General features: G+C 67.6%; 18 protein-coding genes. 13 read left to right on the top strand and 5 right to left on the bottom strand.

Features of this window, described 5'->3' with window-relative positions; all coding sequences use genetic code 11:
• The first annotated feature begins 15 nt into the window (after nucleotides 1-15).
• The 7 genes from KV697_RS03855 (at nucleotide 16) to trxA (ending at nucleotide 11,582) form a co-directional block, all read left to right on the top strand.
• Nucleotides 16-2,388 carry a sensor histidine kinase gene (locus KV697_RS03855; protein ID WP_219020174.1) on the top strand — a complete coding sequence of 791 codons (2,373 nt, stop codon included), beginning with the start codon at nucleotides 16-18 and terminating at the stop codon, nucleotides 2,386-2,388.
• Nucleotides 2,385-2,831, top strand: a complete 447-nt coding sequence (tsaE, locus tag KV697_RS03850; protein ID WP_219020173.1) for a tRNA (adenosine(37)-N6)-threonylcarbamoyltransferase complex ATPase subunit type 1 TsaE — start codon at nucleotides 2,385-2,387, stop codon at nucleotides 2,829-2,831. The genes KV697_RS03855 and tsaE overlap by 4 nt, the downstream gene beginning before the upstream one ends.
• Nucleotides 2,828-3,796 (top strand): aminoglycoside phosphotransferase family protein, encoded by a 969-nt coding sequence (locus tag KV697_RS03845; RefSeq protein WP_219021227.1) that lies wholly within the window; start codon nucleotides 2,828-2,830, stop codon nucleotides 3,794-3,796. The genes tsaE and KV697_RS03845 overlap by 4 nt, the downstream gene beginning before the upstream one ends.
• Nucleotides 3,793-4,548 (top strand): nucleotidyltransferase family protein, encoded by a 756-nt coding sequence (locus KV697_RS03840; RefSeq protein ID WP_219020172.1) that lies wholly within the window; start codon nucleotides 3,793-3,795, stop codon nucleotides 4,546-4,548. The genes KV697_RS03845 and KV697_RS03840 overlap by 4 nt, the downstream gene beginning before the upstream one ends.
• A complete protein-coding gene (locus KV697_RS03835) occupies nucleotides 4,541-7,495 on the top strand; it encodes a PD-(D/E)XK nuclease family protein (RefSeq protein ID WP_219020171.1) in 2,955 nt (984 codons plus the stop codon). Before KV697_RS03840 ends, KV697_RS03835 begins: the two co-directional genes overlap by 8 nt.
• A 258-nt stretch (nucleotides 7,496-7,753) precedes the next feature.
• Entirely contained in the window at nucleotides 7,754-11,209 is a 3,456-nt protein-coding gene (gene addA, locus KV697_RS03830) for a double-strand break repair helicase AddA (RefSeq protein ID WP_219020170.1), read from the top strand.
• A gap of 52 nt (nucleotides 11,210-11,261) precedes the next feature.
• Nucleotides 11,262-11,582, top strand: a complete 321-nt coding sequence (trxA, locus tag KV697_RS03825) for a thioredoxin (protein WP_007404159.1) — start codon at nucleotides 11,262-11,264, stop codon at nucleotides 11,580-11,582.
• Nucleotides 11,583-11,679: 97 nt separating this feature from the next.
• Here trxA and KV697_RS03820 read toward each other — a convergent pair whose 3' ends face one another.
• The gene (locus tag KV697_RS03820) at nucleotides 11,680-11,958 is read right to left on the bottom strand and encodes a helix-turn-helix domain-containing protein (protein ID WP_219020169.1); all 279 of its coding nucleotides are present in this window, start codon (nucleotides 11,956-11,958) and stop codon (nucleotides 11,680-11,682) included.
• Between the two features lie 91 nt (nucleotides 11,959-12,049).
• Here KV697_RS03820 and KV697_RS20060 point away from each other — a divergent pair, with 91 nt between their 5' ends.
• Nucleotides 12,050-12,178: a hypothetical protein gene (locus KV697_RS20060; protein ID WP_257575593.1), complete on the top strand. Its 129-nt coding sequence runs from the start codon at nucleotides 12,050-12,052 to the stop codon at nucleotides 12,176-12,178.
• Between the two features lie 15 nt (nucleotides 12,179-12,193).
• Here KV697_RS20060 and KV697_RS03815 read toward each other — a convergent pair whose 3' ends face one another.
• Together KV697_RS03815 and argJ are read right to left on the bottom strand one after the other, a co-directional pair.
• Nucleotides 12,194-12,805 (bottom strand): glutathione S-transferase family protein, encoded by a 612-nt coding sequence (locus tag KV697_RS03815; protein WP_219020168.1) that lies wholly within the window; start codon nucleotides 12,803-12,805, stop codon nucleotides 12,194-12,196.
• A gap of 5 nt (nucleotides 12,806-12,810) precedes the next feature.
• Nucleotides 12,811-14,037, bottom strand: a complete 1,227-nt coding sequence (gene argJ, locus KV697_RS03810) for a bifunctional glutamate N-acetyltransferase/amino-acid acetyltransferase ArgJ (RefSeq protein WP_219020167.1) — start codon at nucleotides 14,035-14,037, stop codon at nucleotides 12,811-12,813.
• Between the two features lie 79 nt (nucleotides 14,038-14,116).
• Between argJ and KV697_RS03805 the strand changes: the two genes are divergently transcribed.
• The 4 genes from KV697_RS03805 (at nucleotide 14,117) to KV697_RS03790 (ending at nucleotide 18,751) form a co-directional block, all read left to right on the top strand.
• A complete protein-coding gene (locus tag KV697_RS03805) occupies nucleotides 14,117-14,974 on the top strand; it encodes an energy transducer TonB (RefSeq protein ID WP_219020166.1) in 858 nt (285 codons plus the stop codon).
• 74 nt (nucleotides 14,975-15,048) lie between these two features.
• The gene (locus tag KV697_RS03800; RefSeq protein WP_219020165.1) at nucleotides 15,049-15,309 is read left to right on the top strand and encodes a hypothetical protein; all 261 of its coding nucleotides are present in this window, start codon (nucleotides 15,049-15,051) and stop codon (nucleotides 15,307-15,309) included.
• Between the two features lie 108 nt (nucleotides 15,310-15,417).
• Nucleotides 15,418-18,162 carry a preprotein translocase subunit SecA gene (gene secA / locus KV697_RS03795; RefSeq protein WP_219020164.1) on the top strand — a complete coding sequence of 915 codons (2,745 nt, stop codon included), beginning with the start codon at nucleotides 15,418-15,420 and terminating at the stop codon, nucleotides 18,160-18,162.
• Nucleotides 18,163-18,400: 238 nt separating this feature from the next.
• Nucleotides 18,401-18,751, top strand: a complete 351-nt coding sequence (locus KV697_RS03790; protein ID WP_219020163.1) for a hypothetical protein — start codon at nucleotides 18,401-18,403, stop codon at nucleotides 18,749-18,751.
• A gap of 62 nt (nucleotides 18,752-18,813) precedes the next feature.
• On the opposite strand, the gene KV697_RS03785 is transcribed toward KV697_RS03790, so the two are convergent.
• Together KV697_RS03785 and KV697_RS03780 are read right to left on the bottom strand one after the other, a co-directional pair.
• The gene (locus KV697_RS03785) at nucleotides 18,814-19,395 is read right to left on the bottom strand and encodes a CC0125/CC1285 family lipoprotein (RefSeq protein ID WP_219020162.1); all 582 of its coding nucleotides are present in this window, start codon (nucleotides 19,393-19,395) and stop codon (nucleotides 18,814-18,816) included.
• 109 nt (nucleotides 19,396-19,504) lie between these two features.
• On the bottom strand, nucleotides 19,505-19,924 hold the full coding sequence (locus tag KV697_RS03780) for a secondary thiamine-phosphate synthase enzyme YjbQ (protein WP_219020161.1): 420 nt from the start codon (nucleotides 19,922-19,924) through the stop codon (nucleotides 19,505-19,507).
• Nucleotides 19,925-20,026: 102 nt separating this feature from the next.
• Here KV697_RS03780 and KV697_RS03775 point away from each other — a divergent pair, with 102 nt between their 5' ends.
• The gene (locus tag KV697_RS03775; protein WP_219020160.1) at nucleotides 20,027-20,395 is read left to right on the top strand and encodes a glycine zipper 2TM domain-containing protein; all 369 of its coding nucleotides are present in this window, start codon (nucleotides 20,027-20,029) and stop codon (nucleotides 20,393-20,395) included.
• Nucleotides 20,396-20,446 lie beyond the last annotated feature (51 nt).

Here is a 20,446-nt window from a genome sequence, read left to right as displayed (position 1 = left end):
CCCGGCCTTTCTCGGATGATTGCGATCGGTGATACCGAGGCGGTCCTGTTGGGTGCCGCTGCCTGTGCCCTGATCGTGATTGGCATGGTGCTGCTCTATCTGGGTGTCCGCGCCCGGACGGAGGCATCCACGGTGCGGCTGGAGCGCGACCGGCTTGATGCGATGCTGCGCGCCGGTCCTGCCCAGGCGATGGTGATCCGCAGCGACGGGCGGATCGAAATGCCCCGGCGGCTGGCCGACTGGCTGGGTCTGGCCGATGTGGCGCGCTTCCTCGAGGAACTGGCCTATGAAGACGCCGGGCTTACGTCTGAGGACAAGGCGCTGCTCGCCGCCGATCTGAACGCCGCGCAGAAGACCGGGCGCCGTTTCCGCCGGATCGTCCGGCCGCAGGGATCGGTGCGCACCCTGCTGTTCGACGGTGCCCGCGCGCCCGCGCATCAGGGCGCGGCCGGAGAGGTCGTCATCTGGGTCTTCGACATGACCGAGACGCAGGACGAGATCGTCCGGCTCGACGGCGAGGCCCGGCGGCTCGGCGATGCGTTCCAGGCGCTGACCGGACTGATCGAGGCCGCCCCGCTGCCCATGTGGTATCGCGGCGCCGATCTGCGCCTCTCCATGGTCAACACCGCCTATGTCGAGGCGGTGGAGGGACGGGATGCCGCCGATGTCGTCGGGCGCGGCCTGGAACTGGTCGAGGGGTCGGGGCGGGGCGGTCCGCTGGCAGGCGCGGCTGCGGCGCGCGATCAGGGACGGCCGCACGAGCAGGTCCTGCCCGCGACGATCGACGGCGCAAGGCGTGCGTTACGTATCTTCGACGTGCCGCTGCCGACCGGCGGCATCGCGGGCTTCGCCGTCGATATCGAGGATCTGGAACAGTCGCGCGCGGGCGCCAAGCGCTTTGCCGAGGCGCAGCGCGCGATGCTCGACCGGCTGTCGGCGGCGGTCGCGCATTTCGGACCGGACCGTGGCCTCGTCTTTTGCAACCAGCCCTTCCGCCGCATGTTCGCGATGCGCGCCGAGTGGTTGGCGGACAATCCCGAATTCGACCGTATCCTGGAGCGGATGCGCGAGGCCAATCGCAGCCCCGAAGTCCGCGACTTCCCCGGCTGGAAGGCGGAGCGAGTTGGCTGGTTCCGCCAGGCGAGCGGCGGGATCGAGGAGCAATGGCATCTGCCCGGCGGCACGCATTTGCGCGTCGTGGCGCAGCCTTTGCCCGACGGCGGCCTGCTGATGATCTTCGAGGATCGCACCGAGGAGGTGCAGCTGGCCTCCGCGCGCGACACGCTGCTGCGTGTGCGCACCGCGACCTTCGACAATCTGTTCGAGGCGCTGGGCGTGTTCGCCGCCGATGGCCGGTTGCAGCTGTGGAACAACCGCTTCCGCGCGCTTTGGGGTCTGGAAGAGGATTTCCTGACCAGCCATCCGCGTGTCGATGCCTTTGCCGAGCGCGTGGCGGAGCGACTGGCGACGCCGGGACGCTGGGCGCTGATCGTCGATCTCGTCCGCTCCGCGACGATCGAGCGGCAGCAGCGCGGCGGACGCGTCGCCTTCGCCGATGGGCGGCATTTCGAGTTTGCGGGCGTGCCGCTGCCCGATGGCAATGCGCTGTTCACGCTGCTCGACATCACGGACAGCCGCCGCGCCGAACAAGCCTTGCGGGATCGTGCCGATGCGCTGGAGGCGGCGGACAAGGTCAAGACCGCCTTCGTCGCCAATATGAGCTATGAGCTGCGCACGCCGCTGACCTCGATCAGCGGTTTTGCCGAGATGCTGCATGGCGGTTTCGCCGGACCGTTGCCGGAGACGGCGACGAGCTATGTCGAGGCGATCCTTGAATCGACCGAGCGGCTGGGTCTGCTGGTCGACGATGTGCTCGACCTGACCCGCGATCAGGCGGATGGCGGCATCGCGCGCGAGGATGTCGAACTGGCCCGCGTCGCGCGGGCGGCGGCCGATACGATCCGGCCGATCGCGGGACGCCGCAAGCTCGACTTCGCGGTCGAGGTGCATCGCTCGCTCGGCCGGATCACCGGCGACCGCCGCCGGTTGCAGGAGACGATCGAGCATCTGTTGCGCCATGCGGTCGAACAGACGCCGGAGGGCGGGCGCATCCTGCTCCACGCCGATGGTGATTCGGCGCGCGCGCGGATCGTGGTGTCGGACGACGGGCAGGGCATGGACGAACAGGCCGTCGCGCGCGCCTTCGATCGGTTTGCCGAGCCGGGCATCAAGGCGACCGGCGAGCGTGCGCTGGGCCTCGGCCTGCCGCTCGCCAAGAAATTCGTCGAGGCGCATGGCGGCACCGTCACCCTGTTGTCCGAACCGGGGGAGGGCACGCTGGTCACCGTCGAACTGCCCCGGCGCGTGGCGGAAAAGGAAAATCCATGACGATCCGGCTGGCCGATGCCACCGCCACCGAGGAATTCGGGCGTCGGCTGGCGGCGCATATCCGGCCCGGCGATGTGGTGACGCTGACCGGCACGCTGGGGGCGGGCAAGACCAGCCTGGCGCGCGGGCTGCTCGCCGCGCTCGGCCTGCCCGGTGAGGCCCCGTCCCCGAGCTTTGCCATCGTCCAGCCCTACGCGCCGCCCGAGACCAAGATCCCGGTCCTGCATGTCGATCTCTATCGCCTCGACGGGCCGGAGCAGATGGAGGAACTGGGGCTGGACGAGGCGCTGTGGGACTCCGCGCTGATCGTCGAATGGCCCGACCGGGCAGGCGAGGGTGCCTGGCCGCAGGCGCTGGCGCTGACCATCGAGTTGGATCCGGGCGGCGGACGTATCTTGACAGCAAAGGTCCCCTCGGGCTGGGAAAACCGATGGCCGATATGACCCCTCCGGCGGATGCGCCCGCCTTTCTGACGATGCTGGGATGGGAGGGGGCGGTGATCGCCCCGCTCGCCGGAGACGCCTCGTTCCGCCGTTATTTCCGGGTGACGCTGGGGGCGCGCCGCGCCGTCCTGATGGACGCGCCGCCGCCGCATGAGGACCCGCGTCCCTTCATCGCCATTGCGCGCTGGCTGGTCGGCAAGGGGTTTGCCGCGCCGACGATCCTGGGCGCGGATGAGGAACGCGGCCTCGTCCTGATCGAGGATTTCGGCGACGACCGGATGCGCGAGGCGATTGAGGCCGATCCCGATGCGACGGTGCAGCTCTACAGCGATGCGGTCGACCTGCTGGCCGCGCTGCGCAACCACGCGCCCGAGGGGCTGGCGCCCTATGACACCGCCGTCCTTCACCGTGAGGCGGCGCTCCTGCCCGAATGGTACACGCCCGCCGTCGGCCTGGATGTCGATGTCGAGGGTTATCGCGCCGCCTGGGACCAGGTCTTCGCCCATGCGCTGGCGGACAGGCCCGTCACCGTGCTGCGCGATTATCATGTCGAGAACCTGATGCTGGTCGGGCCGAAACGGACGCTCGGTCTGCTCGACTTCCAGGACGCGCTGGCCGGGCATCCGGCCTATGACCTCGTCTCGCTGCTCCAGGATGCGCGGCGCAATGTCGAGCCCTCGATCGAAGAGGCGATGCTCAGGCGCTATCTGGCCGCGACCGGCGAAGGCGATGCGTTCCTGAACGCCTATCATGTGCTGGGCGCGCAGCGGAACGCCAAGATCATCGGCATCTTCACCCGCCTCTGGAAGCGCGACGGCAAGCCGCGTTATGCCGCGCTGTGCCCGCGCGTCTGGGCCTATCTGGAACGCGATCTGTCGCAGCCGGTGCTGGCGCCGGTGGCCGCTTGGTTCGATGACAATGTGCCGCCCGAGCTGCGCGGCGATCCGAAGGTGCTGTCGCAATGACCCGGCAACTCTCGCTCCGTCCGACCCCCGGTGGCCGGGTACCGCGCACCGCGATGGTCATGGCGGCGGGGTTGGGCAAGCGGATGCGTCCGCTGACCGCCACGCGCCCCAAGCCGCTGGTGTCGGTGGCGGGCAAGCCGCTGATCGACCATGTCTTCGACCGGCTGGTTGCAGCGGGGATCGAGCGGGCGGTGGTCAATGTCCACTACCTCGCCGACCAGCTGGAAGCGCATCTGAAGGATCGCTTTCCGGGGATTGAAGTCATCATCTCGGACGAACGCGAGCAGTTGCTGGAAACGGGCGGGGGGCTGGTCAAGGCGAAGCCTTTGCTGGGGGACGATCCGATCCTGGTCGTCAACAGCGACAATCTGTGGATTGACGGCCCGGTCGACGCGATCCGCCTGCTCGCCTCGCGCTGGGACGAGGCGACGATGGACGCGCTCCTCCTGATGGTGCCGCTGGCGCGGGCGCACAATCATGATGGGCAGGGCGACTTTTACCTTGGCGCCGATGGCCGGATCACCGCGCGGCGTCAGCGCGGCCGGGTCGCGCCTTTTTCCTATACCGGGCTTCAGATCCTGCACCCGCGCCTGATCGCCGACGCGCCCGAGGGGCCCTTCTCTACGAACCTGTTCTGGAACCGCGCGATCGAGGCGGGCCGCGCCTTTGGCCAGGTCCACCAGGGGCTATGGTTCGATGTCGGCACCCCGCGTGCCATCCCGCAGACGGAACTGATCCTCGCGGATGGGTGAGCCACGCCGCCCGAGGCTGCACACCATTCCGGCGCATCGTGGTTTTGCCGATGCGCTGGTCGCCGGGCTGATGCGGCGCAGCGGTGGCGATCCGCTGACGCTGGCGCAGGGCATGATCCTGCTGCCGACCAATCGCGGCGTCCGCGCGGTGACCGAGGCGTTCGTCCGCGCGAGCGGCGGGGGCCTGATCCTGCCGCGCATGGTCGCGCTGGGCGATCCTGAACTGGGTGAGGCGGCCGGCTCCGCGCTCGACCCGGCGGATGCCGACGCCCCGCCGCCGCCCGCCATCGCACCCTCCGCGCGCCGGATGATCCTGGCGCGGCTGGTCGAGCAGGAGCGGCAGCGCGCGGGCCAGCCGGTGACCGCAGCCGAGGCGGTGCGACTGGCGGGCGACCTTGCCCGCACGCTGGACCAGATGCTGGTCGAAGAGGTCGATCCGGCCGAACTCGCCGCGCTCGACCTGGGCCCTGAGCTGACCGAGCATTGGCAGTCGGCGCTGGCGACATTCTCGGTGGTGCTCGACCGCTGGCCCGCCGTGCTGGAGCGGATGGGACGGATCGATGCGGCGCGGCGGCGCACCCTGTTGCTCGACCGGGTGGCCGCGCGCTGGCGTGAGGCACAGCCCGCGGGGTTTGTCTGTGCGGCGGGCGTCACCGATACGGCGCCTGCCGTCGCGCGGCTGCTGCGCTGCGTGTCGGAGATGCCGGGCGGCTCGGTGGTGTTCGCCGGGCTGGACCTGACCATGCCCGACGAAGAATGGGATGCGCTGGGGCCGCACAAGCCCGATCCCGACACCGGGCGCACCCGCCGTTCGATAGAGACGCATCCGCAATATGCGTTGAAGCTTCTGCTCGACCGGATGGGCGTGGGGCGGGGCGAGGTGACGGTGTGGCGGGGCGGCGGCGACTATGACGCGGGTCCGGTGCGCGGGCGCGCTATAGCCAATGCCATGGCCCCGGCCGACTTCACCGGCAAATGGACCGACCTGCCCGCCGAGGACCGGCGGCTGTCGGGCGTCTCCACCATCGAACTCGCCACCCCCGCCGAAGAGGCGCAGGCGATCGCGCTGGCGCTGCGGGAGGCGGTCGAGGAGCCGGGCCGTACCGCCGCGCTCGTCACTTCCGACCGCGCGCTGGCGCGGCGGGTGGCGGCGCATTGTCGACGCTGGAACATCCTGATCGACGATACGGCGGGACGACCCTTGTCGATCCTGTTGCCGGGCACCTTTCTGCTGCAACTCGCCGAAGCGGCGGCGCAACATTTCGCGCCGCTGCCGCTGCTGGCGCTGCTCAAGCATCCGCTGATTCGCGGCGAGATGGAACGGGTCGAATGGCTCGACGGCGTGCGTGCGCTCGACAAGGCGTTGCGCGGCCCGCGTCCCGCGCCGGGGCTGGATGGCATCGCCGCGCATGTGGCCGACAAGCCGACCGCTTCGGCCTTCTGGACCAAGGCCGCGCCGATGCTGAAGGCCGTCGGGCGGACCTTCGGCGACGGACCGCAGGGGCTGCGCAGCCTGCTCGCCTGTCTGCGCGAATGCGGCCAGACCTTGTGCGGCGATGCGCTGTGGACCGGCCCGGCGGGACGTGCCGCGGCGGAGTTCCTGGCGGGGTATGAAGAGGAAGCCGATCACGGCCCCGCGCGCGTTGATCCCGCCGAGCTGCCGGGCCTGCTCCGCAGCCTGTTCGACGAGATCGCGGTGCGCGCCATCCCGCGCGAGGGGCAGCATCCCCGCCTCGCCATCTATGGCCCGATCGAGGCGCGTCTCCAGACCGCCGACCTGATGATCGCGGGCGGCCTGAACGAGGGTGTCTGGCCGGGGCGGCCTGCGCCGGACCCTTGGCTGGCGCCGCGTATCCGCTCGCTTCTGGGACTGGTCGGGCTGGAGCAGCGGATCGGCATCGCCGCGCATGATCTGGCACAGGCGATGGGGGCACCCCGCGCGATCCTGACCCGCGCGCGTCGCGATGCGAGCGGGCCCACCCTGGCGTCGCGCTTCTGGCTGCGTTTGCAGGCGATGGCGGGCGAGCGGTTCGAGGCGCATCCGAACCTTGCGCGCTGGGCGATTGAGCTGGATCGCCCAGAGGACTACGCCCCCGTTGATCGCCCCGCACCCAAGCCGCCCGCCGCGCTGCGCCCCACCACCATCTCGGTGACGGAAGTCGACCGGCTGAAGGCCGACCCCTACGCCTTCTACGCGCGCCGCGTGCTGCGCCTGTCGCCGCTCGATCCGGTCGATGCCGATCCCAGCGCGGCGTGGCGCGGCACCGCCGTCCACGACATTCTGGAAATGTGGTGGAAGGAGGACCGCTGCGACGTGGAGGCACTGCGTCCCCGCGCGCTCGCGATGCTGCGCGATCAGCGGACCCATCCGATGATGCGGGCACTCTGGCAGCCGCGCCTGATCGAGGCGATCGACTGGATCGCGACTAAAGTCGCTGCAAATGCTGACGAAGGCCGCCACGTCTTGAGCGCCGAAGGCAAGGGCGAGGTCAAGCTGGCGGGTGTCACGCTGACCGGGAGGTTTGATCGGATCGACAAGGCGGCAGACGGATCGCTGGTAGTGATCGACTACAAGACCGGCAAGCCGCCCTCCACGGCGGCGGTGCGCGAGGGGTTCAGCTTACAGCTCGGCCTGCTCGGCTTGATTGCCGAGCGGGGTGGTTTCGAAGGCATTGCGGGCCGCGCGGGTGGGTTCGAATATTGGTCGCTAGGGCGCAACCGTGATGGTCTTGGCTATGTCGCGATGCCGGTCGATCCCGATGGCAAACGCGAGCGCATCCGGACGGACGAGTTCGTCTCCATCGCTGCGGCGAATTTTGCCGACGCGGCGGGGCAGTGGCTGACGGGCGATGCGCCGTTTACGGCCAAGCTGGTGCCCGAATATGCACCCTATGCGGAATATGACCAGCTGATGCGGCGGGATGAATGGTATGGCCGTGATCGGTAATCGGTTAGGGTGGAGCGTGGCCTTCGGCTACGCTCAGGCTGAACGGGGCGGGGGGTACGATGCCGATCGATCCCCACGTCCGTTCGCACTGAGCGAAGTCGAAGTGCACGGGATGACCGTCGTTTTGGGCGAGGGCGGGGCGTGGCCTTCGACTGCACTCAGGCTGAACGACGTGTGGGGATCGTTTCTCCTCCCAATCCCCGTTCACGCTGAGCGTAGTCGAAGCGCACGCGATGACGGCCGCCCGGAGCAAGCCACATGAGCGCCCGCCCCATGGCCAACCTGCCCCCGCTGAAGGGCGATCAGGCCGCCGCCAGCGACCCCGCCGCGCATGTCTGGCTCTCCGCCTCGGCGGGCACAGGCAAGACGCAGGTGCTCGCCGCGCGCGTGTTCCGCCTGCTGCTGCGCGGCGTCGCGCCCGAGGCGATATTGTGCCTGACCTTCACCAAGGCGGGCGCCGCCGAAATGGCGCAGCGGATCAATGGCCGCCTTGCCGCCTGGGTGCGGATGCCCGAGACCGAGCTGTTCCGCGACCTGAAGGCACTGGGCGAAACGCCGACGCCGGACTTGCGCGACCGAGCGCGGACCTTATTCGCCCGCGTGCTCGACGCGCCGGGTGGGGGGCTGCGCATCCAGACCATACATGGCTTTTGCCAGGGATTGCTCGCGGCCTTCCCGGTCGAGGCGGGGCTTGCCCCCGGCTTCCGCCCGCTGGAAGCGCGCGAAGAGGCGGTACTGGCGCGCGAGGCGCTGGCGCGGATGCTGGAAACCGCCGAACGAGAAGGCTGGGTCGGCCCGGTCGAGACGGTCGGCGCGCTGTCGCTGCGGCTGGGCGAGGGCGGGGCGGAGTCGTTTCTCGCCGCCTGCGCTCGCGCGCCCGGCGCGCTGGAGGCATTGCCCACCGGCATCCAGCCCTGGCTCCGCCGCGCGCTCGACCTGCCATCGGGTGACATCGACGAGGCGATCGCCGAGGGTGTCGACGAGATCGATGAGGACGCCGTCGTCCGGCTGGCGGGCGCAAACCGCGCCTGGGGCACAGCGACCGGCGACAAGGCGGCGGCGACGCTCGAACGCTGGATCGGCACCGATCGGGCCGGACGGGTGATGCTGCTCGAAGAGCTGATGGGCACGGTCTTCACCGCCAAGGGCGAACCGCGCAAGGCGTCCAAGAAGCTGACCGACGCAGACCCCGATTATGAGGACATGGCCCGCGAACTGGGCGAGGCGTGCCGCCATCTGCTGGGTCTCGCCGCGCGGGCGCGTCATGCCGATCTGCTCGCCGATGCGCTGACGGTCGGGCGCGATTATGCCCGCGCCTATACCTTGTCGAAGCGTGCCATCGGGGCGGTCGATTTCGACGACCTGATCCGCACCACCGTCGAGCTTCTGGAACGACCCGGCATCGGCGAATGGGTCCGCTACAAGCTCGACCAGGTGACCGAGCATGTCCTGATCGATGAGGCGCAGGACACCAACGCGCATCAATGGCGGATCGTCCGCGCGCTGGCGGACGAGTTCTTTGTCGGGCGCGGGCTCTATGCGCCGTCAACGCGGACACTGTTCACGGTCGGCGATCACAAACAGGCGATCTTCGGCTTTCAGGGCACCGATCCGATCAACTTCCAGGCGGCCGAGCTGCACTTTTCCCGCCGCGCCGAGGAAGTCGCAGGCGATGACGAATGGCCGCCTGAGGAACGCGGCCTGCCGTTCAACCAGCTGTCGCTGACCCATAGCTTCCGCTCGACCACGCCGATCCTGGAGTTCGTCGACGCCGCGATCGAGGCGCTGGGTGAACCCGGCATGGGCATGGCGGGTGAGGTCGAACGCCACGCTAGCGAAGTGAAAGGCCCAGGCCGCGTCACGCTCTGGCCGCCGGTCGTGGCGGGCGGCAGCGACGAGGATGAGGAAGGCTGGATCGACGACGCGGTGCGCAAGGTCGCGACCGACATCGCTCGCGCCGTCCGTCGCTGGCTCGACGACGGCGTCATGCTGGAGAGCAAGGGGCGAAGGCTCGAGCCGCAGGACATCATGATCCTGGTTAAGCGGCGCGGCGACCTCGCCTCGCTGATCGTCGCGCGGCTCTATGCCGAGGGGGTGCCGGTGGCGGGCGTCGACCGGCTGCGGCTCAACGCGCCGCTGGCGGTGCAGGATTTGCTCGCGACGGTGCGGTTCGCGCTTCAGCCCGAGGATGACCTGTCGCTGGCATCGTTGCTGGTATCGCCGCTGATCGGCTGGTCGCAGGAGCGGTTGATGGCGGCGGGCCACCGCGAGCGCGGATCGCTCTGGGCGCATCTGACGCGGACCTTGCCCGTCGACGATCTTGCTCCGCTCCGCCAGATGCTGGCGCGTGCGGACGTGTCGACGCCGTACCAGTTCCTTGAGGAGTTGCTATCTGGGCCGCTCGACGGTCGGCGCAAGCTGATCCGGCGGTTGGGCACCGAGGCGCGCGATCCGATCGAGGAATTGCTCAACGCCGCGCTCACCTTCGAGAGCACGACTACGCCCTCGCTGCAGCGTTTCCTCGACTGGTTCGATCGTGGCGATGTCGAGATCGTGCGCGATCCCTCCGCGCCGCTGGATGCGGTACGGGTGATGACCGCGCATGGGTCCAAGGGGTTGCAGGCGCCGCTGGTCATCCTGGCCGATGCGACCGCCGATCCGACGGCTTCGCCACGCTCGATCCTGCGCTGGACGCCCGAGCCGGGGGCGCAGCCGATCCCGGTCTTTCCCCCGCGCGCCGAGGAACGGGGAGGGCCGCTCGATGCGGTGGCCGCCGAGATCGCCGCGCGCGAACTGGCCGAGCATTGGCGGCTCTTCTACGTCGCGGCGACGCGTGCGGAGGAGCAGCTGGTCGTCACGGGGGCGCTGGGCAAGCGGGCGGCGGGTGTGCCGCCGATGCATAGCTGGTACGCCGCCTGCGCACGCGCGATGACGGCGCTCGGCGTGGCGGAGGTCGAGCCGGGCGACGGCCAGTCGCGGACGTTCCTGGGCCGTGTGCCGCAGGAGCCAGTCGCGGTGCGAGCCGGTGCGGCCGTCGCTGTTCAACGCGAAGACGTGGCGCTGCCCGATTGGGTTCATTCGCCCGCGCCGCAGGAGTCGCGCCCTCCACGTCCACTCGCGCCGTCGCAGCTGGGCGAGGACATGGTCGCCGATCCGCCCCCGAGCCCTGCGATGCGTGCAGCGGCGGAGCGGGGGCGGTTGATCCACTGCCTGCTCGAACGCCTGCCGCCGGTCGCCCCCGAGCAGCGGCGGGGCGCAGCCGAGCGTTGGTTGACCCAGGCGGCGGGCGTCGAGGATGCGGCCTTGCGCGCCGATGTGAGCCAAGCGGTCTTCGCGATCCTGGACGATCCGGCCTATGCGCCGCTCTTCGGTCCCGGATCGCTGGCGGAGGCCCCGATCGCGGCGACCTTGGCGAACGGGTTGGTCGTGTCGGGGCGGGTCGACCGGCTGCTGATCGGCGCCGACGAGATTCGGCTGATCGACTACAAGACCGGACGCCGTGCGCCGGGCGGTATCGACGATGTGCCCGCCTTCCATCTGGCGCAGATGGCGGGCTATGCCGCCGCGCTGGAGGTAATCTTTCCGGGGCGCCGGGTGTCGGTCGCGCTGCTCTATACGGCGGGGCCGCGCCTCATCACCGTGCCCGACGCGCTGCTCGCCGCGCACAAGCCCGGCTATCGCGACCGGGAGCAAAGCTTGGCGCTCGGTGGTTGAGCGACCGACCTGCGCGTCCTAGATGGATGACAATCCAAGGAGTATTGAGACTATGGCAACCAAGCAGATCACCGACGCCAGCTTCGAAGCGGACGTCCTGAACTCCGACAAGCCGGTGCTGGTCGATTTCTGGGCCGAGTGGTGCGGACCGTGCAAGATGATCGGCCCGTCGCTGGAAGAGCTGTCGGAGGAATTGGGCGAGCAGGTGACGATCGCCAAGCTGAACATCGACGACAATCCCGACGCGCCCGGCCGTTACGGCGTGCGCGGCATCCCGACGATGATCCTGTTCAAGGGCGGTGCCGCCGCTGCGACCAAGGTCGGCGCGGAGCCGAAGGGCCGGATCAAGGCGTGGCTGGAAGGCGCGCTGTAAGACTTACTGCCCGAGGGGCCCCTCCGTAGTGGCGGAGGGGCCATTTTATTGAGAGCAGACCTGCTCGACGGGGGGCATCCCTAGTCGCCCAGAACCGTCATTTTCGGTCGGCGTAGCGATCCAATCCTTCGGGCTTCAAAACTTCCAACGAGAAGCGGGCGAACAGGTCCTCGGGGTTAAGTCCCATCGCCCAGGCGATTTCGCAAAACTCTAGCATATCGACGCGGCGTTCGCCTCTTTCGATGTGCGAAATCATCGGCTGCGGGCGCGAAAGACGTTGCGCCAACTCGGCTTGGGTAAGCCCCGCGTCCTTTCGAACCATCGCCAAAAAGCCGGACAGCCGCTTTCCCAGCGCGTGGGATACATATTTGTCCAACGAGTAGCGGGCCTTAGCTGATTCAGCTTAAGCGCTTCACATATCGCGGAAATGCATTTATACAATTTTTGTATATTTGGTGGAGCGGTCGGTGGAAGACGAGGAGCTTTATCGCGGTGAGGGTAAGGTCAGGCTGCTGATGTGTGGCGCCGCCGCCGGCTGGCTGTGCGGATTGTTCTGGCGCGAGCTGTTCCACCAACTGGCAGCCCTTTGGCGATGAGCGGCCCTTCGCGGCCTAGCTGAGCGGGATCATCACCACGTCGCGGAATGGCGCACGCTCCCGCAGCGCTGCATACCAGCGCTCCAGATTAGGCCGTGAAGGCCGCTCGACCGGCAGCTGGAACCACGTATTCGCATAGGCCGCCACGGGAATATCCCCAATCCCGAACGCATCGCCCGACAGCCATTCCTGCCGGCCCAGCGCATCGTCGAGGATCGCGGAAAGTCCCGCCGCCCGCGCCACGCTCCGCTCGATCAGGCCCGTGTCGCGCTTGCCAGCTTCGGTGCGAACCATCTGGAAGAAGATGGGCCGGATCGCATCGGCCCAGGTGAAGCCCCAGTCCATCCACCGCTCGACCGAGGCCCGCGCGTGGCGATCGGCGGGATAGAAAGCCTCGCCGCCGTGATTGGCCGCCAGATAGCGCAGGATGCTGTTCGACTCCCACAGCACGAACCCGTCGTCCTCGATCGTCGGGATCAGCGCGTTGGGGTTGAGCGTGCGATACTCCTCGTCCATGCCGAACGGGCCACCCACATCGCGACGGTCATAGGCCAGCCTCATTTCCTCGGCCAGCCAGACCACCTTCTTGACGTTGTGCGAGTTGATCCGACCCCAGATGGTGAGCATTCGTCTCAGCTCCGATAATCGGCGTTGATCGAGATATAGCCGTGCGTCAGGTCGCACGTCCAAACCGTCGCGACGCCTTCGCCCAGACCCAGATCGACGCCGACCGCGATCTCCTGCCCCTTCAGGTGCGCGGCGACGGGCGCTTCGTCATAGCCCTCGACCGCCAGCCCGTCCTTGGCGACCAGCGTTTCGCCGAAGCGGATCGATAGCTTGTCGCGTTCGGCCGGTTCGCCGGCCTTGCCGACCGCCATGACGACGCGGCCCCAATTGGCGTCCTCGCCCGCGATCGCGGTCTTCACCAGCGGCGAATTGGCGATCGACATGGCGATGCGGTGCGCCGAGCGGTCGCTCTCCGCGCCCTCGACGCGGATTTCGATCAGCTTGGTTGCGCCCTCTCCGTCGCGCACGACTAGCAAGGCGAGCTGGTGGCACAGATCGGCCAGCGCTGCGCGGAACGCGTCCGCCCCGTCGCTCTCGTCGTCGGTCAGCGGCGCATTGCCCGCCTTACCCGTCGCAAAGGCCAGCACCGTGTCGCTGGTCGAGGTGTCGCCGTCGACCGTGATGCACGAAAAGCTGCGGCCATTGGCGGCGCTGAGGGCGCGTTGCAGGAACTCGGGCGCGACGGCGGCATCGGTGAAGATGAAGCCCAGCATCGTCGCCATGTCCGGTGCGATCATGCCCGAACCCTTGATGATCCCGGCCAGCGTCACCGTGCGGCCATCGACGACGGCGGTGGTCGTGGCGCCCTTGGCGAAGGTGTCGGTGGTCATGATCGTCGCGGCGGCGTCTTCCCAGCCGCACGGCTCGGCGGTGAAGGCGGCGTCGAGGCCCGCCTCAGCCTTGTCGATGGGCAGCGGCACGCCGATCACGCCGGTCGAGGCGACGAACACGTCCGAGGGCTGGCAGTCCATCGCGGCGGCGGTGCGGGCGGCGATCGCCTCGACGGCGGCGCGGCCGCGGTGGCCGGTAAAGGCGTTGGAGTTGCCCGCATTGACGACCAGCGCACGGGCCTGACCCAGGACCAGCGCCTTGCGGCACCATTCCACCTCCGGCGACGGACATTTGCTGGTGGTCAGCACACCCGCCACGCTCGTCCCTTCGGGCAGCGTCACGAAGGTCAGGTCGCAGCGATCCCATTTCTTATACTGCGCGCGGGCGACGCGAAGCGTCACGCCGTCGATCGTGGGCAAAGCGGGGAAGGGCTGGGCGAGGGGCGAGGTGGCGGTGCTCATGACCCCGTGCTTTGCCGCTTGCGCGCGCGCGCTGCAATGGTTGATACCGTCATGGGGACGAAGTGGGGGAGGTTCCGAAATGAACAAATCGGCGTCGTGCGGTGTGGCCGCTTTGCTGTGCCTCTTGGCCTCGGGCGATGCGCTGGCCCAGAAGTCGCGTTCCAAGGGGCGTGCGCAAGGGCCGATCGGCAATATCGGCGCGCTGTTCAGCCCGGACAATTACCCACCAGCGGCGCTTCGCGCAGGTCAGGAGGGACGGGTGATCGCCGAACTCGCGATCGATGCCACCGGCCTCGTCACCGACTGCAAGATCAAGACATCGGTTTCGCCCTCGCTCGATGCCGCGACCTGTCGGGCGGTCCAGACCGGCCAGCCGGTCTTCAAGCCCGCGCGCGACGAGCGGGGAAAGCCGGTGGCCAGTACCTATATCCTGCCGGTCAATTGGCAATTGCCGGGTGCCCCTCCGATCCAGCCCAACGCCACGCGGTTCGATGTCGTGGTCGAAACAGACGGTTCGGTCAGCCGCTGCGAAGCCGTCGTGCTGCCCTCCGGCACGATTCCGCCTGCGGACGAGGCGCGGGTCTGTCAGGCGATGGCGCGGGGCATGGCCCAAGGCGTAGCGCAGCGTAATGGCGGCGTCCCGGTGCGGTTCCGCATTCTGATGACGAAAGACACGAGCTTCGGAGACGCAACGCTACTCTCCGGAGCCTGGCCGCAGGACATGCAGAAGGTCCAGTTCTGGCAATCCGATTTCGATCTGGATGCAGAGGGTTATGCCACCAACTGCACGATCAACCAGCAGGTCGGCTTCGTGGATGTGCAGAACGTCATGACCCCGTGTCGGGAGCGCCGCCGCTACCAGCCGGGGCCCGCACCCATGCCCCAGGGCCATGACAGCCAGCGCATGGGCTATCAACTGCTTCCCCCGGTCAAATAGGAACGGAAGCCCGGCGCGTCGATATGATGCAACGGATGGACGCGCCGCGCGTATCTGCCTAAGACAAGCCTCGCATGAACCTGCTTCTGCTCCTTTCCGCCCTTTTGTCCGCGCTGACCGGCGTGGGTGGAAGCGCGCGTGGGCAGGAGGCGCGGGGTGTCGTGGCGGAGTGCAGCATCGCCGCCGCCGCCAAGCAGGCCGCCGTCGCGCGCGCCGCAACCCGGCCGGTACAGAGCCTTGCCACGCTGGTCGTCAGCGCGCGCACCTTCGGCATGTTCCGGGCCGTCACGCCCCGGCCGGTCGCCGCGATCTTCATGGGCCGTCGGCGCGAATAGCCCCGGCGTCGGCGCCCGGCCGACCCATTGCCTATCATTACAGTCGCGCGCGCCACGCTTCGACCGGTGCTGCGCCCATCTCACGATATTTCAGTCAGGAAATCGCTTATGTTCGGCGGCCTCGCCAAGTCCTTGTTCGGTTCGTCCAACGACCGTTACGTCAAATCGCTGAAGCCGACCGTCGCCAAGATCGCCGACTTCGAGGCGACGATGGCGGCGATGAGCGACGAACAGCTCGCCGCGCAGACGGTGAAGTTCCGCGAGCAGCTGGATCAGGGTGCGACGCTCGACAGCCTATTGCCCGAAGCCTTCGCCACGGTGCGCGAAGCCGCCAAGCGCGTGCTGGGCCAGCGTCACTATGATGTGCAGATGATCGGCGGAATTGTCCTCCACCGGGGCGAGATCGCCGAGATGCGCACGGGCGAGGGCAAGACGCTGGTCGCCACGCTCGCCACCTATCTGAATGCGTTGCCCGGCAAGGGCGTGCATGTCGTGACCGTCAACGACTATCTGGCCAGCCGCGACGCCGCGACCATGGGCCGGGTCTATAATTTCCTCGGCCTGACCACCGGCACCATCATCCCCAATCTGGACGATGCGCAGCGCCGCGCGGCCTATGACGCCGACATCACCTACGGCACGAACAACGAGTTCGGCTTCGACTATCTGCGCGACAATATGAAGTATGAGCGCTCGTCGATGGTGCAGCGCCCCTTCAACTACGCAATCGTCGACGAGGTCGACTCGATCCTGATCGACGAGGCGCGCACGCCTCTGATCATCTCCGGCCCGACCGACGACAAGTCGGAGCTGTATATCGGCGTCGATGCGATCGTGAAGCAGCTGACCGCCGACGATTACGAGAAGGACGAGAAGCAGAAGTCGATCATCCTGACCGAGGACGGCACCGAGCGCGCCGAACGACTGCTTGAGGCGGCCGGTCTGCTCCAGGGTGAGAATCTGTATGATTTCGAGAATACCCAGGTCGTCCATCACCTGAACCAGGCGCTGCGCGCGAACATGATGTTCAAGCGCGACACCGATTACATCGTGAAGGACGGCAAGGTTATCATCATCGACGAGTTCACCGGCCGCATGATGGACGGGCGTCGCTGGTCGGAGGGTCTGCACCAGGCGGTCGAGGCGAAGGAGGGCGTCAATATCGAGCCCGAGAACCAGACCATGGCCTCGATCACCTTCCAGAATTATTTCCGTATGTATCCGAAGATTTCGGGCATGACCGGCACCGCCGCCACCGAGGCGGGCGAATTCTATGACATCTACAAGATCAACGTCGTCACCATCCCAACCAACGTGCCGATCGCGCGTGTCGATGAGGAGGACGAGTTCTACAAGAACACGCAGGACAAGTTCCTGGCGATCGCCAAGAAGATCCGCGACCACGCCGCCAAGGGGCAGCCGGTGCTGGTCGGCACCGTCTCGATCGAGAAGTCGGAACTGCTCAGCGAGTTCCTGACCCAGGAAGCCGTGCCGCATAAGGTGCTGAACGCCCGCTATCACGAGATGGAGGCGCATATCGTCGCGCAGGCGGGCCGTCTGGGCGCCGTCACCATCGCGACCAACATGGCGGGCCGCGGCACCGACATTCAGCTAGGCGGCAACCTGGAATTCCGGATGCTCGACGAGCATCCCGATCTGGTCGAGGGCACGCCCGAATATGAGGAAGCGGCGGCGCGCATCCGCACCGAGATCGTGGCCGAAAAGCAGAAGGTGCTGGAGGCTGGCGGTCTGTTCGTGCTCGGCACCGAGCGCCATGAAAGCCGCCGCATCGACAACCAGCTGCGCGGCCGTTCGGGGCGTCAGGGCGATCCGGGCCTGTCGCGCTTCTACCTCAGCCTCGACGACGATCTGCTCCGCATCTTCGGCCCGGACACGTTATTCGCCAAAATGATGCGCAGCAATATCGAGGATGGCGAGGCGATCGGCAGCAAGTGGTTGTCCAAGGCGATCGAGACCGCGCAGAAGAAGGTCGAGGCGCGCAACTACGACATCCGCAAGCAGGTCGTCGAATATGATGACGTGATGAACGACCAGCGCAAGGTCATCTACGAACAGCGCTCCGACATCATGGACGCCGAGACGGTGGGCGAGGTCGTCGCCGACATGCGCGCCGAGACGGTCAATGCGATCGTCGGCACCGCCTGCCCGCCGAACAGCTATCCCGAACAGTGGGATGTCGCGGGCATGAAGCAGCAGCTGAAGGACCTGCTGAACATGGAGCCGCCGGTCGACGACTGGCTGACCGAGGAAGCGATCGATCCCGAGATCGTGCTGGAGCGCGTTACCGCCGAGGCCGATGCGATGGTCGAGGCCAAGGCCAGGGAGCTGGAGCCGGACACCTGGGCCAGCGTCGAAAAGTCGATCCTGCTCCAGAATCTGGACCATCACTGGAAGGAGCATCTGGCGACGCTCGACGCGCTGCGCCAGGTCGTCCATCTGCGCGCCTATGCCCAGAAGACGCCGATCAACGAGTATAAGCACGAGGCGTTTTCGCTCTTCCAGCGGATGCTCGACAATATCCGCGAGGATGTGACGCGCACCATCGCCTATGCCCAGTTCCAGCTTCAGGCGCCGCCCGAACTGCCCGAGCTGCCGGACTTCATCACCTCGCACTTCGATCCGTTCACCGGCGAGGACAATAGCAACGACTGGGATGCGGCCGCACGCGGGCTGCTCCAGCCGCAGATGCCGCCGATGCAGATCCCGCAGCCCGAGGGAATGGATCTGGGCACCGATCCGTCGCAGTGGGAAGGCCGGGTCAACCGCAACGCGCCGTGCCCGTGCGGATCGGGCCTGAAGTACAAGCATTGCCACGGGGCGGTGACGGCCTGATCGTCGGCCTCTAGGCTTGTGGAAGGGCGGTGAGCGTAGGCTCGCCGCCCTTTTTCATTCCCCCGCTCGCGGAGAGGTGGCAGGCCGAAGGCCTGATGGGGGGCTTCCTCATTGGACGTCCCTCGTGGCAAGCCCCCTCCACCATGCTTCGCATGGTCCCCCTCCCCTTGCAGGGGAGGAATAGACAGGCCTCGTTCAGTCACAGAGAGCAATCCTCCGCCGACAGGGAGGATCAACCATGAAGCGCTATGCGATACCGGCCGTCATCATAGCCGTGCTGCCCGCCGCAGCGCCTGCGCAGTTCGTCAGTGCCGGGCCGCCCGCCGACATCATCGCCATGCCCAACCAGCCGCCCCCCGCCACCGATCGCCGCGACATCCGTCGTTCGATCCGCGAGGCGCGACGCAGCGGCGACATATCGCGCGCTGAAGCCCGATCCTTCAAAAAGGAGGATGCCGCGATCGGTGCGCTGGGGGAGCGCTTCGGGCAGGACGGACTGTCACCATCCGAACAGCGCGAGTTGCAGGTCCGCACCGAAGCGCTGCGCGGCATGGTCAATGCGCGCCGCGTGCGTGGCGGTCGCCCCTAAACCAAGAAAAAGGGCGGCCACCCGGTAAGGTGACCGCCCCATGATCCGGTATCTCGGCCGAATTACTTCGGCATCACCACCGTCGGCCCGATCGTCGAGACGATCGCGCGGGCGTCGAAGGCGCGGAGATTGTCGCGCGGGATCGGCCCCTTGCGCATCACGACCTCGGCGGTCGCTTCGTAGCGGTCGATGGTGTTGATATCCATGTTGTTGCCGAAGAATGGATCACCCCAGAACGGGTCCCAGCTGCGCCAACCAAAGCCGCGACCATAATAGCGCCACGACGGACCCCACCAGCCGCCGCCCCAGCCACCGAAGCCCGGCCCGAAGGCACCCGGCGTCGAGTAGGTGCGCGAGCGCAGCTGCGTGTCGCGGTCGGCCATCACGAAATAGTCATAGCCATTGGCCAGCGTCAGCTCGGCCGCGCGGAACAGCAGGTAGCGTTCCACGGTGTCGCGCGAGGTAACGGTGTTGCCCGCGAAGCTGACGATGAAGCGGCCCGGCTCCAACTGCTGGTCGGAATAGCCGGTGCGGTAAAAGCCCGAGCCTGTGGCGGGGCGATAGGTGGTTTCGGTCGCGCATCCCGCGACCATCAAGGTGCTGGCGCCGACCAGCGCGAGCGCGATCTTACGACCGAATTGCATGGACTCTTCTTCCTTTCCTGCCGTCCGGCCGAGCCGGTCGACACCAGTCCTGTAGCGTATGCCACCAGAACGGTCGATGAACGGTTTGGCTCCCGCGATGAATTGCGTGTCAGACGCCCGCCATATGCAGCGCGATCTGCCGCCTATGCGGCGCGCGGCGATGCTCGAACAGATAGATGCCCTGCCACGTCCCCAGCGCCAGCCGACCGCCGATCAACGGCACCGACAGGTTCACCCCGGTCAGGATGGCCCGAAGATGCGCGGGCATGTCGTCGGGCCCCTCATCGTCATGGGCGTAGGCGCGCGTATCCTCGGGCGCGATCCGCGCGAAATAGTCGAGGATGTCGGTCCTCACTTCCGGCGCGGCATTTTCCTGGATGATGAGCGAGGCCGAGGTGTGGCGACAGAAGAGAGTCAACAGCCCTTCGTCCATGCCCTGCTCGCGGACCCAGGCGGCGACCGGCCGGGTGATCTCGGTCAGGCCCTGACCATGGGTGTCGAAGGTTAACATCGTGGTGGCTTGGCGCATGGGGCTTCAATGCCCGACGCGGCCTCCGGGTGCCAGTCGCGTTGGAATTGAACAGCTTTGCACGATGCGCGTTGTGCCCGCTTGAGGAAAAGGAGACCTGCCGTGAAAGCTCTGCTCGCCGCTCTGGCCGTCGTTACCGTCGCCACCCCGATCGCCGCGACGCCCGCCGTCGCCCAGGACCGTGACTATCGCTGGCATGGCGACCGTAACGACTGGGATGCCTCGCGCGATTATCGCCGTGGCAATTACCGCGAGCGTCGCCTGAACCGCGACGATCAGGTCTTCCGTGGCCGTGATGGCCGTACCTATTGCAAGCGCAATGACGGCACCACCGGCCTGGTCGTCGGCGCGCTCGGCGGCGGCGTGCTGGGCAATGTGATCGGCGGCGGCACGCTGGGCACCCTGCTGGGTGCCGGTGGCGGTGCGCTGCTGGGCCGCTCGATCGATCGCGGCAAGGTCCGCTGCCGCTAAGGTCGGGAAAAGATGGGGTGCCGGTGGAGAGTTCACCGGCCCCTTTTCATT

It is taken from the genome of Sphingomonas sanguinis, from assembly GCF_019297835.1.
Classification (GTDB): Bacteria; Pseudomonadota; Alphaproteobacteria; order Sphingomonadales; family Sphingomonadaceae; genus Sphingomonas; species Sphingomonas sanguinis_D.
Note: the sequence above shows the minus strand (reverse complement) of the source record. Positions and strands in the feature narration are given on the sequence as shown.